The organism is Microcoleus vaginatus FACHB-2002 (assembly GCF_040004035.1).
Taxonomy (GTDB): Bacteria; Cyanobacteriota; Cyanobacteriia; order Cyanobacteriales; family Microcoleaceae; genus Microcoleus; species Microcoleus vaginatus_C.
The window spans coordinates 18891-32508 of sequence record NZ_JAMPLN010000004.1 but is presented as its reverse complement, the minus strand read 5'-3'; the positions used below and the strand labels follow the sequence as shown (position 1 = coordinate 32508).

The 13618-nt window shown below is 45.4% G+C and carries 11 protein-coding genes and 1 pseudogene; 4 read left to right on the top strand and 8 right to left on the bottom strand.

The features are described from left to right. Positions 1 to 87 precede the first annotated feature (87 nt). Positions 88 to 453 carry a DUF1823 family protein gene (locus tag NDI35_RS04525; RefSeq protein WP_333055081.1) on the top strand — a complete coding sequence of 122 codons (366 nt, stop codon included), beginning with the start codon at positions 88 to 90 and terminating at the stop codon, positions 451 to 453. A 282-nt stretch (positions 454 to 735) separates the two neighbouring features. Then, entirely contained in the window at positions 736 to 1431 is a 696-nt protein-coding gene (locus NDI35_RS04520) for a CsgG/HfaB family protein (RefSeq protein ID WP_445311673.1), read from the top strand. Between the two features lie 249 nt (positions 1432 to 1680). On the opposite strand, the gene NDI35_RS04515 is transcribed toward NDI35_RS04520, so the two are convergent. Continuing rightward, on the bottom strand, positions 1681 to 2406 hold the full coding sequence (locus NDI35_RS04515; RefSeq protein ID WP_445311672.1) for a glycosyltransferase family 25 protein: 726 nt from the start codon (positions 2404 to 2406) through the stop codon (positions 1681 to 1683). Positions 2407 to 2585: 179 nt separating this feature from the next. Further along, the gene (locus NDI35_RS04510; RefSeq protein WP_445311671.1) at positions 2586 to 4877 is read right to left on the bottom strand and encodes a PP2C family protein-serine/threonine phosphatase; all 2292 of its coding nucleotides are present in this window, start codon (positions 4875 to 4877) and stop codon (positions 2586 to 2588) included. A gap of 1201 nt (positions 4878 to 6078) precedes the next feature. On the opposite strand from NDI35_RS04510, the gene NDI35_RS04505 reads away from it, so the two are divergent. Then, entirely contained in the window at positions 6079 to 6435 is a 357-nt protein-coding gene (locus NDI35_RS04505) for a hypothetical protein (RefSeq protein WP_445311670.1), read from the top strand. A gap of 215 nt (positions 6436 to 6650) precedes the next feature. Here the strand turns inward: NDI35_RS04505 and NDI35_RS04500 are convergent, their stop codons facing one another. From NDI35_RS04500 to NDI35_RS04485, 4 genes and pseudogenes are all read right to left on the bottom strand, one after another. Continuing rightward, the gene (locus NDI35_RS04500; protein WP_445311669.1) at positions 6651 to 6995 is read right to left on the bottom strand and encodes an NAD(P)H-quinone oxidoreductase subunit M; all 345 of its coding nucleotides are present in this window, start codon (positions 6993 to 6995) and stop codon (positions 6651 to 6653) included. Between the two features lie 75 nt (positions 6996 to 7070). Beyond that, on the bottom strand, positions 7071 to 7592 hold the full coding sequence (locus tag NDI35_RS04495; protein ID WP_445311668.1) for a DUF1415 domain-containing protein: 522 nt from the start codon (positions 7590 to 7592) through the stop codon (positions 7071 to 7073). Between the two features lie 187 nt (positions 7593 to 7779). Beyond that, positions 7780 to 8520: a pentapeptide repeat-containing protein gene (locus NDI35_RS04490; RefSeq protein WP_445311884.1), complete on the bottom strand. Its 741-nt coding sequence runs from the start codon at positions 8518 to 8520 to the stop codon at positions 7780 to 7782. Between the two features lie 330 nt (positions 8521 to 8850). Continuing rightward, positions 8851 to 9396 (bottom strand): annotated as a pseudogene (locus tag NDI35_RS04485) (TerD family protein); the annotation flags it as partial. 25 nt (positions 9397 to 9421) lie between these two features. On the opposite strand from NDI35_RS04485, the gene NDI35_RS04480 reads away from it, so the two are divergent. Further along, a complete protein-coding gene (locus tag NDI35_RS04480) occupies positions 9422 to 10222 on the top strand; it encodes an ion transporter (RefSeq protein WP_445311667.1) in 801 nt (266 codons plus the stop codon). Between the two features lie 325 nt (positions 10223 to 10547). On the opposite strand, the gene NDI35_RS04475 is transcribed toward NDI35_RS04480, so the two are convergent. Both NDI35_RS04475 and NDI35_RS04470 read right to left on the bottom strand, forming a co-directional pair. Further along, positions 10548 to 11924, bottom strand: a complete 1377-nt coding sequence (locus NDI35_RS04475; RefSeq protein ID WP_445311666.1) for a sensor histidine kinase — start codon at positions 11922 to 11924, stop codon at positions 10548 to 10550. Positions 11925 to 12032: 108 nt separating this feature from the next. Further along, positions 12033 to 13388 (bottom strand): ATP-binding protein, encoded by a 1356-nt coding sequence (locus tag NDI35_RS04470; RefSeq protein ID WP_445311665.1) that lies wholly within the window; start codon positions 13386 to 13388, stop codon positions 12033 to 12035. Positions 13389 to 13618: the final 230 nt, after the last annotated feature.

Here is a 13618-nt window from a genome sequence, read left to right as displayed (position 1 = left end):
TTTTTTGTGGAACGGGCATCTTGCCCGTTCCTGATAATGTTATCTAATGTGAGTTAAACTTTTTTTATTTCCGATTCGATCGCGCTCATGTCTGAATTACCACCGCTGAATAACGAAACTATTTGGGCTATCCTCAACGAAGAAATCGACGATGCTGCTGTCAACCGATTAGTTTGGCAATATCTGGGCTACCGCTGGGATGCCGAGACTGGCAAGTGGAACAGTGCAGGTGTTGCAGCCGAGTGGCGCCAAGAGTACCCGGAACCGCCCGATTTTATCGATTCTAGGCCGGCGACAGTGAAATTGACTCGATCGACTCCTCCAGAAAACAAGCAGTTGCTGAAGGAAAAATTGGGCTTTAAAGGCTATAAAATTGGGGAATTCGGGCCCCGACAGACTCGCAGGGCGACGATGGCTAATTGGTTGATGGGTTTTATGGAATCTGGGGTGTAAGAGGAATTTTGGATAGCTGTGCGGTTGTTGCCACCGTTACAGTACAGAGATATGAGATTTTTTGGCAGGAAAACCCCTAAATCCCTATTAAGGATTGAAAGCTTGATTAAACTCTTCCTTTCTTTCTCTGCGTCCTCTGCGGTTAATTTAAAAAAATTAGAATTTTAGCAGTCAAAAAACACTAAAACCCGCCAATTCCAACCTCCTCACCCCCAACCCTGACATCGGGCTGTTCCGTAAAGTATTCTAGAGTCGGCACAAAACAACTGTGAGGTAAGCTTTATGAAAACAACCACCATATCTCGCTTAACCAGCATTTCCCTCGCTACCCTAATGCTAGCAGGCGTTTCATTAAGTGCGATCGCCACCCCAGCCACCACCCAACCCGCAACCCAACTCGCCCAAGCTACTGCCAAAAAGCGCCTCGTCGTCATGGACTTCGACTACGGCCCCACCAACAGCTATTACACTTCCTACAGGGGAGTCGGCGCCGCCAAAGGCATCAGCGAACTGTTAATCAACGAACTCGTCAACAACGGCACTTATACAGTAGTCGATCGCAGCAAACTCGAACAAGTGCTCAAACAGCAAAATCGCAGCGGCGCGATGGATGCCGGGACAGCAGCCGAAATTGGCAAACAATTAGGAGTTGACGCCGTGCTCATCGGCACCATTACCAAGTTTAATATCGACAAACAATCCGGCGGCGGCAGTTTCATGGGAATCGGCGCCGGTTCGCAAAAAACCAAAGCTACCGTTCAAATAGATGTGCGGTTAATCGGTACAGCTTCGGGAGATATTCTTGCCACCGCCAAAGCAGTAGGAGAAGCCGATCAAAGCGATTCTAATATTTCCGTCAGAGGTGTCAGCGGCAATTCTGGCAGCAGCAATGAAGACTCACTTTTGAGCGCTGCAGTTGACAAAGCCGTATCCCAAATGGTGACTAAACTGGCAGAAGTATCTAACAAATTAGGTTAGAAATCACGCCTCATATCAAATATGCTGATACCAAATCCGGCTTAAATATCCCCTTGATCTCTTAGCTGGTTCGAGCCTAGGTCGTGTCGCATAAACTTCGACCGACTTTATTTGTATAGTTTGAGGTCAAAATGTTTCAACCGCCTGCTTCATAAAGGGAGTAATAAACCTGGATTTGGTATTAATTATTTTCGGGGCAATTGTGCTCACAGATTCGAGTTGAGTAAACTATTTTAAACTCGAACTCAATTAAGTAGAAAGGCTACGCTTCAGCAATGTTTTGGTTGTTCTTGCTGCACCTGCCAATTGCCTCAACCCCGGTACACTGTCCAAAAACGGATTAGGAGAGATGTCGCTACGGGAACTCCTTTGCCACCCCAGGTTTGGAGAAGCAATCAAGGTGACAACATCAGGATTTTGAGCTCGGAAAGTAGAATAAGCTCCGTCGAGGTGCATCGGACCGCCGTCGGGATGTCCCGGAGGTCGCTGTTGCAGTTCTTCCAGAAACCGCAGGAGGCGATCGAAAATCCTGCCATTTACAGCGTAAAAATGAGCGGTCTTCACGCCCTTAGAAAAGGGCACGAGGGCGACAGGAGACTTTTTTTCAACCTCTTCGACGTGTCCGAAGTAGACGAAATCCCACTCTTGCTGACACAGTTGTTCGACTATAACAGCTTGGTGTGCTCTTAACTTTGGTGAAATTTCTAGGTCGTCTTCTACAATCAGGATATTGCTCAACCCCTGCTGTTTTGCCTGCTTGAGGATAGCTACATGACTGGAAAAGCATCCCCTCGCCCCAATGCTGGGGAAACCTGCAGCTTCGTCGGGGCGGATTGCGGGAAATATCTCAACCTTATGGGGCATGAGGGGCATTCCTGCTTCTTCTAATTCCTTGACTATGAGCTGGCGTCGATCTTTCCTCTCAGGGAGATTTACCGCATAAACTCCCTGGAAATAGTCTGTGATTTTCGTCATAGTTCGCTCTGGCATCAAGAATTTGATAAATCTTCGGCTCGCTGGACTTCGATTTCCATTTAAGTCTCTGTCTGCCTTAAATTCCTCTATCTTTAGCAAGAGGTATCTTCCTTTTTCTCAAACTTACTCAAATCCCCTCGGCAAAATCTAGCAATGATAGTTTAATTAGCATTTGGATTTCAGTCAGAAGCAACGCATTTCCCCTGTTGAGTTGGGTTTAATACTAGGTTAGAGACTACTTTAGAAACAGCAGCTTGTTCTTGAATCCATCCAATTTCCCCCGGTTGCAGCTTGGCGCTTTCTACTTCAACTGTTGGCTTAACTGCCGGGGAAGGCGAGGGATTTGCCACAGCGGGAGATGGATTCAGTGTCGGTTTTGAAACTGTAGAAAAATCTTTATTTGACTCGGGTTTGGCAGAGTTCGATCGCACTATTTCAGGAATCGAACAAACTTTCAATTCCAGCCAATTGCCTTGAGGCGTAAGCTGTTTGTTTGTCACCTGCAAAACACTGCCTGCGGGGACTGTTCCTTTGACAGTCAACTCACCGATTGCGCCTCGCAAATCCAAGCGATCGCCCTCTTTTTCCACTTCCCCAGCCCCAGAACTTTTAATCTCTATAAACGAGCCTGTTTCTAAAGATTGAAGCGGAGAAGGTACAGATTCAACAGTTTTCTCCGGCGTTCTTCCAGCATTAATTAAACCGCGTTTCCCGAAAATCGACTCCCCGGCAGTATCGATCGCGCGACCCACCGGAGGGATGAAAAAATAAGCAAATACACCCCCCAATCCTAATAAAAATAAAATTTTCAGCAGCAGCGAAAATGGGCTTTTGCTTTTTTCCGACTGTAACAACTGCGTTTTTCCTGGAGAATTCCCATCGCCAAGGCTTGTGCTTTCGGTCAAATCCGTTGGCATATCCTCGCTGTCGGAAATTAGTTCGATCGGCGTATCTAAAGGTGCGACAGACAGTTCTGTCAAAGTTTTGCCGTCTTCCCTCAAATGTGCTTGACAGTGAATTAAAGCAACAGTGACGTTATCGTGACCGTTTCTAGTATTAGCAATCTCAATCAGTCGATCGCGCGCCTTACCCAAATTAATGCTACCGTCGAGAATTGGCAAAATCTCCGCTTCCCAACATTCCTCAACCCGGTCTTTATCACTCAAACCGTCGGAACACAGCAGCAAAACGCAGTCTTCATCCACTGGAAAACGCTGCACAGTCGGGTGCAAAGTGTTAGACGAAGTAATCCCCAAAGCTTGAATCAGAGCTCCGGCGGCCACTTGTTCCAAAGCATCCCGGTAGAGAGAGTAGCCCAAACGCACCTCGCGGCAAGCCACATTATCATCGAGAGTAACTTGATAGCAGCCGGTGCGGGTAATCCAGTAAGCCCGACTGTCTCCGACGTGGGCGACATAGAGCTCGTGAATGTGGGCTAAACCCATAACTAGCGTAGTTCCCATCCGCTGGCGGCCTTGGCGGTGTTCGCTGTCGTTGCGACTGGCTATCTTGTCGTTAGCAGCACAAGCCGCCCGTTCCAGCTTGGAAGTCAGGCTCAACGGGTCCCAATTAGCCTGATGTAGGGGCATTTGCTGCAACTTGTCGCGCAGCACACCAATTGCTTCTTCCGAAGCGACTTCGCCGCCGTCTTGTCCACCGATACCGTCGCAGACGATCGCGCAAGCTTCCGCACCCGGGTTTCCTGCGAACAGCGTACCGCTGGGCGGATAGCAAGCATCTTCGTTGTGAGCCCGGGATCTGCCTACATCCGTGCCCGTGGCAATTTCAACGTGACGATCGTAAAATCGGCCGCACTTTGCCAAAGCTTTATCCAACTGGCCCATCAGTTGTTCGCCGTGGCGCACTTGACCGGCAACCATTTGCTGGCAAAGTTGCCTCAAAAAATTGGCAATAGCCGGGTGAGCATCTTCGAGCCACTGCTGCCACAATTTGCCCAACTGCGACAAATGAGGGGGTTTGCGATCGGGCTGCAATTCCAGAAACCGCACCAATTGGCCTTCCACCCGCAGCAGTTCTGGAGTCAGCAGCGTCGAAGCCACGCCCTGAGAGATACACGGCTGCCACAACTGGGCAATTTGCCACAGCCAATTGAGCTGTCGCATCGCTGCAGCTCCTTTCCAGGAATCCGCCAATTCCGGCATTAAAGATTCCGTCACCTTCAAAATCGGCCCGTTTTCCAGTAGCCAAATATCTCCCGATAGCTTGCTCATCTTGGACGATACCAGGCCGTATACTTGAGGTACGTGCAACTGATAGGCAAACAGTCTCAGATAAGGAGTGACAACACTCGGAATCTCATCGGGCAGTTCCGGCAAGTGTTCGGGTTGAGTATCGACAAGAAGTCGATCGCGCTTGACCAAGTAGCGACCAGCGATCAGATCGCCTGGCTTACACCCTTTGATCCCTTCACCTAAAGCCCATAAGTAGTGTTTTGCCACAGAGTTTTGCATAAGGGTTCCTGACGCCTTTGGGCAAGCGTGCTGATCTGAACTATTTTAGCGATTGAACCTCGACGGGTTGATACGTGGCGATTATTTGACACCCCCGCTTTCTCAACAGACGGAGATTCTTAAGACTTCGCAGTCCTAATTTCCTGATTTTTCAGGTTCCCGGGATCACCACGTTTCCACTGTTGTGTGCGTAGTGATATCTGCTACACAAAACTTGGCTAAACTTATTTCAGTCTCACCATTCAATCGGGATTGCTCCTGAAAGGTCTGCTTCCTGCTTCCCCCAAGGGAGTCGGCTCCTTCTTGTCCACAGGCGTTAATTCGGGTGTAGCCCACCCTAATCAAATTAATTTTAGTTGAAGCTTTTAGCCATGAGTCATCCAATATTTTCAACCAATTTAACGAAACGCGGACTCCCGTTCGACCTTTTTACAGGCTGGTCAGTTTTGACTTGCACGCTCGGTTTACTCTCCCAGATAATTAAGCCTTGGTTTTTGGCATCGCTCTAATTCTACCACCCACAAAGGTTAACCAGTCAAGTTAAGTCTGACTAACTTTAGTAAACTTTTTTGCTATTTAGTCCAACTCCTGACAATATTTTAGGCGTGCCTTTCCCCCAGTCTATGGGTAGGTTTTAATGTCTGGTACTGACACGAACAGTTTACCATTGTGTTAACCCGCCGATGAATTTTGCTAGGAGCTTTCAGAGTTAGACGATCGTGCCAGGCCCAAGTCCTCGGCTTGAAATCACCCTGTTTTCAGCATATTCCTGATAGCGGCCATTTCCGAAGAAATCGCAGCACTAAAGGGAATTGAAATTTTAGACTAACTATAATGGTATGATGCAGCTAGGTAGAAATCACCTGACCCGACAGGTATAAATAAATATCAATTCTCGGTTTTCTCGCCAAGGGTGTTCATTGCCTCTTGTCCGAGTTTCGGAAGTAAAGTTAAATTTAACCTGACCCAAAGACGGATAAAAGCCCCCAGATTCATCTGTGGAGTCCATCTAAAGTATAAAATCTACAATCTAACATCTCACATCTACTGACGGATGCAATCCCCCGACACGAGTCGTGGAGAGCAAAAAAATTAGATATTAGTTCAAGCCCGCAGATCCATCTGTGGAGTCAATCTAAAATCTAAAATCTAAAATCTAAAATCGACTGACCGGCCTCTGCAAGCTGTTGAGTATTTAACCATGCCCCCACATGAACCCAGCGCCTTTCCCAAGAATTTGCCCGCTCCGAAGCTACTGCCTGCAGTTGAAATAGACGAAATACTCACTAGCATTCAACATTCTCACAGTTTTTATTACAAAGTGATGAATCTTGAGGTTTGGGCGCTGGTGGAAACCTTGGATGGGATGTTTCCCGGCGCTTGGGGTCAGTTTATGACCAACCGCCAACTTGCAGTTAAACAGTTTTTGGAACGCGATCGCGTTCCACATTCTCCGGTTGATGCTGGGGAGGCGCGGGAGAAATCCGAGGGCAGTGGGAAGAAGGAAGAAGCCGGGAGTCAGGAGTCAGGAGTCAGAAACAAGCAGGAAGAAGAATAAAAGCAGCTTTTTTCAATTCTCCCCATCTCCATCTTTCCTCGGTATCCAAGTCTAAATTCCCCTCAATCCCGAAAGCGAGAGACGAAACAGAACCCTCTTTTCCCCCCGTACTCCCCTGATTAAGAGGAGTAGGAGGGAGCGAAAATCAGCTACAAGCGACCTTTATTATGGGTTTCAATCTTAAGTTGACATAAATGCCGATCGCCCGATCGCCCTTACAGGTGAACTTTGGAATCAACTTGAGGCAATCCCATGCTGTAGTTGAGAGCGCGGCTGTTGAGGTTGTAGCTGATTTGGCCTTTTTGGAGGAACGATCGTACCAAGTGTTCCAACTCCGAACCGATACGGCGGAGGTTGTACTCGGTCAAATCTTCGCCCTCGTAAGCGTCTACGAGTTGGTCGAATTTGGCCTGTACCTGTTTGACTGACTCGTCGTTCCAGTTAAGTTCGTTATCTGGGTCAATGTCGAGGGTCAAAAGGTCATTGCTGGGTACGAGTTCGTTGTCTTCGAGGATGGCGGTGTATATGCGAATATGGCGGGTTGTTGACTTGAGCTGCATGAGTTCTTATCTGTAAAGATTTTTTGCTGAATTAATTGTAATGGCACAGAGATGCGCGGGGAGGGCGGGCGATCGTCAATTTCTCGGAATCCCGAAATTTTTTAGTTGTTCGGCAGTCCAATTTTTGTAATATTCAGTTTTCTCTAAAGAATCGGAAGCTGGCTTCAGCTTAGAATTTACTTGAACAGTGAAGCCCGGATAGGGCATCCTCCTAGTATGAAGCCCGTCAATATTAAAATCTTCTTCGGGATGGATGTGAAAAGCCAGCAAGCCCAACTCTGAAATCTGATTATTCAATTTGTCTATCAATTCTTTAGTTTCGGGCGCACTAATTGCAGTTTTTTCGGGATTAATTACTACCATTATTTCAAATTCCGAATTGTAAAATTCATAAATTGATTTCATTATGGCAGAATCGCGATCGAACTCAGTCAGCGCTGAAAACCGCTCGATTTTGAATAAAATTTGATTAGCCAAGCGTGCCTTTTTAGCGAAGGGACAAATCGGTAAATCGCTGAAAACTGGATGCGGTAACTCGACAAACTCGGTCATCCATCTGAGGGTAGATTCTATTATTTCCGTGTCAGATTCATTCATCGACAATCTATGTATTTGATATTTAATACTAATCATACTCTATTTTTTGGGTGGGCAATGCCAGCCATTGGTTGTCAACTTAAACCGAAAGTCCGGCAGAGGTTTAAACCCCTGGCGGACTTCGGGAAAGAGCGTTAAATTTACACCAATAAATTGCCCACCTTGCTCTTTAATATTGGCATCGACTTTATTCGTGAATTGTGCCATCTGGCATAATTGCACCTGCGAGTTTTGCATTGTCCAGATTTGCTCCAACCAGTTTAGCTTCCTTCAGGTTAGTTTTTTCTAAGTTTGCATAGCTCAAATTTGCACCACACAAGTTTGCAGAAGTTAAGTCTGCTTCACTTAAGTTTGCTCGATGTAGGTTAACCCCAGAGAGATTAAAGCCACTCAAGTTTTGCCCACTCAGATTAACGCTCTGTAAGTTGACTCCAAGCAAACTTACCCCTGTTAGGTTAACACCATCCAAGTTGGCTGCACTTAAATTTGCCCCACTTAAGTTAACGCCACTGAAGTTAACGCCACTGAGGTTTGCATAACTTAGGTTGACTTTACTTACCTTCGCTTGACTTAAATCTGCTCCTGTCAGGTTAGCACTACTTAGACTTGCCTGCACTAGGTTGGCTTTACTCAGGTTTGCTGTAGTCAGGTTTGCCTGATCCAACTTTGCTTCGCTTAAGTTGGCTTGACTCAAATTTGCCTGAATAAGTCTTGCGTAATATAATGCAGCTTTGGTTAAGTTAGCTCCGCTTAAATTAGCTTCAATTAAATCAGCGCTTTGCAAGTTTGTTGATTTCAAGCTGGCGCCTTGCAAGTTAGCTCCGATCAAATTTACCCCAGTCAATTTTGCATTTGCTAGATTGGCACTGCTCAGGTTTGCTTGACTTAGACTGACATTAGAGTCGAGAGTTTTGCCACTTAAATCCACTCCCGCTAGGTTAATCCCTGTAAAGTCGCGTTCTCCGTCTTCATACCGTTTCCAAAATTCCTCAGCACTGATAACGGGTTCCAGATTTTCTAGTGCAGAATTATCTATTTTTTCCTCTTCCTGATATTGCACAGTATCCGCATTTACAGGAGTAGCCACCGGCTGTTCTACCGCTTCGCTAGATACTGGAAGCGCTGTCTGATCGATCGCCTCTTCCCGCAATAGCTTATCCACCCGATCGCTAAACTGCCTCAAAACCTCAGCATCATCAACCTTCTCCCCAGCATTCGAGATTTTCTCAACCGCCTTTTCAACATAATACTTATCTACAAAACTTTGCAACCCGGCATTATATCCCTGTCCTACCGGCTGAAACCTCCATTCGCCATTCTTCTTATACAAACGTCCAAATTATAAAGCCGTTTCTTGGGAAAATATCTGATTTAAATTGTACCGAACCAATTCGCTAAGATTCTCTGAATTGTAAAGCCGGATAAAAGCATTTTCAACTTGACTAAAACTTTGATTTTTTTCCTGTCCGTCGTGAATAGTCACCACAAACACTATTTCCTGAATCGCCGCATTGATTTTGCTCAAATCTAGATAAACAGTCTCATCATCTCCCTCAAGTTGTCCATTCCTGCTATCTCCCGAATGCCGCACCGCACCGTCTGGCGAGGTCAGATTGTTGTAAAATACAAAATACTTTTCATCGGGAATGCGACCATCTGCCGCTAACATAAAAACAGATGCGTCAATGTCGCAGTTTTGTGCTTTCTGACTGACTTGCCACCCTAGGGCGATCGCAATTTTACTGAAATTAGGAGTTTCTTTAGAAAGATTGAACCTTTCACCCTTAGTTAATTCGATACTCATATGCGATAATTCCCTTACCTCATAAATGGTATTAATTATCTCATCTATGTTAACCCGATCGCAAATTGGATTTTATCTCGAAGACATCGAAACCCCAATTGGCAGAACCGTCAATTTAACTCTTACCGGACTCATTCTTTTATCTTCCGCCAGCTTCATCGCCGAAACTTACCCGCTTTCCCAAGCTGTTAGAATTAATTTCCAAACTCTCGATACCGTTCTTTTAATCGTTTTTGCAGTTGAGTATTTATTGCGGCTGTGGTGTGCCGAAGATCGAGTTAAATTTATTTTTAGTTTTTTTTCAATCATTGATTTGCTGGCAATATTACCATTTTTACTGGGATTTGTCAACGTTAGTTTTATCCGAATTTTTCGCTGGTTTAGAATTCTCCGACTCATCCGCTTTCTGGAATTAAAAATTTCTATTTTCCGCATCAGCAGCGAAGATGGGGTAATTTTTGCTCGGATATTGTTTACTTTACTGGCAATAATTTTTGTTTATTCTGGTTTGATTTATCAAGTCGAGCATCCGGCCAATCCCGAAAGTTTTGGAACTTTTTTGGATGCTGTTTATTTCTCGGTTGTCACGATGACCACCGTGGGATTTGGCGATGTTACTCCGATTTCGGAATCCGGTCGTTTTCTGACTATTTTGATGATTTTGACGGGAATTGCTCTGATTCCTTGGCAATTGGGGGATTTGATTAAACAATTAGTTAAAAGTGCTAATCACGGAGAAGCTGTTTGTACAGGTTGCGGTTGGTCTGTACACGATGCTAATGCTAGATTTTGTAAAATGTGCGGCAGTCAATTAGATAATGGTTGACTGTTGACTGTTGACTGTTGACTGTTGACTGTTACAGCAGTTTTCCGTTGAGTGTAGTACAGATAAGGGGTAGGGAAACCGCAGTGCCGTGTCCTGTACTTCATAAATCAGGAATACACTGTAAGTTCTTCCCTCTTCCCTCTTCCTTCTTCCTTCTATCCTTTACATCCGTTACAGAATCCGTTGCCGAACTTCCCTCTTCCTTCTATCCTTTACATCCGTTACATCCGTTACAGAATCCGTTGCCGAACTTCCCTCTTCCTTCTATCCTTTACATCCGTTACATCCGTTACAGAATCCGTTGCCGAACTTCCTTCTTCCTTCTTTAAGCTAACGGTAACAAAATTTCAAATTCAGTGCCGCTGCCTAATTCCGATCGCATTCTGAATGCACCGCCGTGTTTGCCCGTCACTATTTGATAGCTAACTGCTAAACTGGTTTCTTTGAGGGCGCGTTTTTCAGTAGAAAATGATTCTATGATTTTTTTGTACTTGCTAGGTGACATCCCTGGCCCGTTATCTGCTATGCAAATCGAAACCCACCGAACATGAAGTTTATCTAAATCCGGCGCCGGTTCGGGACAGCAGACTTGAGTTGTGATTTCAATTTTAGGCTGGCGAGCGGCGTCTCTGAGTCCTCCACCTTTGAACTCTTTCGCCAATTCTTGACCGACTGCTTCATTAATTAATGTATGAATAGCATTGGTCAAGATATTCATAAATACTTGGTTTAGTTGACCCGCATAGCAGGGAACTGGCGGCAGGTAGCCGTAGTTTTTCACTACTTTAATTTCCCTGGTCAAACGACTTTTGAGCAGCAAAAGTATGCTGTCTATGTTGGCGTGCAAGTCGGTTGGTTTGGGATAAATATCGTCGATGTGGCAGAAGTTTTGCAAACTGGTTGCCAACTTGCTCAAACGTTCGGCTCCAGATTTGATACTGGCAACAGTTCGGAGGAAATCGTTTTGCAAAAAGTCATAGTCGATCTCTTCCTTGAGCTGTGCTATTTCCGGCGGGGGGTCAGTACAGTATGCGTCGTAAACTGACAGCAATTCCATCAAGTTTTTGCTGTAGTCGCTTACGTACGTTAAATTCCCCCAGATAAAGCCTACTGGATCTAAAATTTCGTGGGCTACTCCGTTGACTAAACGCCCTAAACTAGCCATTTTTTCGCTTTGAATCATTTGAGTTTGGGCTCTTTCGTAGCGGACTTGAGTTTCGATGCCACGAATTTGCCAGTAGGCGATGTTTAGTGCGTTAGGGTCTAAGAGGCGGTAAGATTGGGAGTCTATTTGGACGACGATCGGTTCTGCCTGCAATTCGGGCGATCGACGCAGAGCTTGTGGAGCTGCTGCCAAAATCGTTGTACTCTCTGCGACTAATAATATTTCGACGCGAGCGTAACTGTAGAGAACTTTTAGTGGCAGGTGCAAAAATAGCTCTGGGCCTTGGGGTTTGAGCAAATATTCCAGCAGTTGCCTGCGGGATATCATGCCAGCAAACTCTCCTGCTTCCATCAAGACTACTCCCGGCACTAGGGGATGCTGTTCAAACATTTCGGCAACTGCCACGGCCAAGCAGCTCGATTTAACCTGAAAGTCATACAGGGGCAAATCCCAGAGGGTAGACTCTAGGGAAAGGTCTTGATGGCTGCCTTCGGAGAGTGAAGGGCCAAGGAGTTTGGAACTGAATTTATTTGCCACTGGAACTTTTAGTTGCCGAAACGCTGGGAAAGTGAATAGAGAACCTACTACTAAGCTACCCTATCATTTCACCGCAGGAGCAAACAACCGAGAATATTCTTAAGTTAATCATTTTGTGCCAACTATAGGCAGGAGAATTTCAAATTCAGTATTCTTACCTGGTTGCGATCGCATTCTCAGTTGGCCACCGTGCTTTTCTGTGACGATTTGATGGCAGATAGCCAGCCCCATACCGCTGCCTTTGCCTGCAGCTTTAGTGGTAAAAAAGGTGTCAAATATCTGCTGGTGATTTTCTGGGGCAATGCCGGGCCCGTTATCGGCAATGCAAATTGCGGCCCGCTTGCCGTGTTCGGTTTCTATAACTTTAGTGGTAATTTCGATTTGAGGCTGCCAGTTGTCCCGGCACTCGGTCTGTATTTCTCGATCTGCTGCGTACTCTGTCAGGGCGTCTAGAGCATTAACTAACAAATTCAAAAACACCTGACTCAACTGACCGGAGTAGCCGCTAACTAGCGGCAGTTCGCCGTAATTTTTAACCACTTCTATGCTGTTTTTAAAGCGGTTTTTCAAAATTAACAGCGTCATCTCCACGCATTCGTGAATGTCTGTCTCGGCTGGTTTTGTCTCGTCCATGTGAGAGAAGTGGTGCAGCCCGTTAACTATTTTTAGCAATTGCGAGGCTCCCAACTCCATCCCTTCTAAGGTGATCGGTAAATCTTCTTGTAAAAAATCAAATTCAATTTCTTTTTTAAGGGCCTCAATTCGGGGACAGGGTGCCGAATATTCTTCTTCATAAACCGACATGAGCTGAAGCAAGTGTTCAAAATAGGACAGCAGAAAAGTTAAATTTCCCCAAATACAGTTCAGCGGATTTCTGATTTCGTGGGCTACTTCTGCTACAATCCTCCCCAAACTAGCCATTTTTTCTGTTTGGATGAGTTTGGCTTGGGTTTGTTTGTGGAGTAACTTATTTGTTAATTCGTGAATTCTTGATTGAGCGACCATTAATTGGTGTACGTCTAACAGCTTGTAGGTCTGGGGGGCTATTTCCACTACTACGGGTTCGTAAATTAATTCTGCCGATCTGTAAAGACATTCGTGGGCGGCTTCTACTATTAATTTACTGGCGGGAAGTACGAGTTCCTCTGGCTTGGCAAACTTGTACAGCACCTCTATTGGTCGCTTGAAAAACATTTCTACTCCGTAGCGGCGGTTAACTTTTTCAAAAAATAGACGCCTGGATATGATGCCGACAAAATTACCCCCATTTGTCAAAATGACGCCGGGAAGCATCGAATTTTCTTCAAAAGCCTGGGCTACTTCTTTTGCCTGTTGAGTTAATTCAATTTGGCAGTTGGAAAGTGGCAGGTCTAGGAGAGTTGATTCTAAGGAGATGTTCCAAGTACAAAATTCAGGTATATGCAACACTGATAACTCCGAGCTAGTCTCACGCACAGCAAACATAGATGAAACCCCTGTTAAATATTGTATTAATGGACAACTTAAGTTGCTATTAATTCGTAACTGGTAATTGGTAGCGGGTAGTTGCTAATTTGTCAAATTACAAGATCACCCGATGGGAAAACCCGATCGCAGTAGCATTGTCTGCTAAAGATTTTGTTTCTAAGTCAATATTAAACGATCGAAGCTTTTGTGGAACTTACTGATCTCTGCTGTAAACTTTTTACCATGAT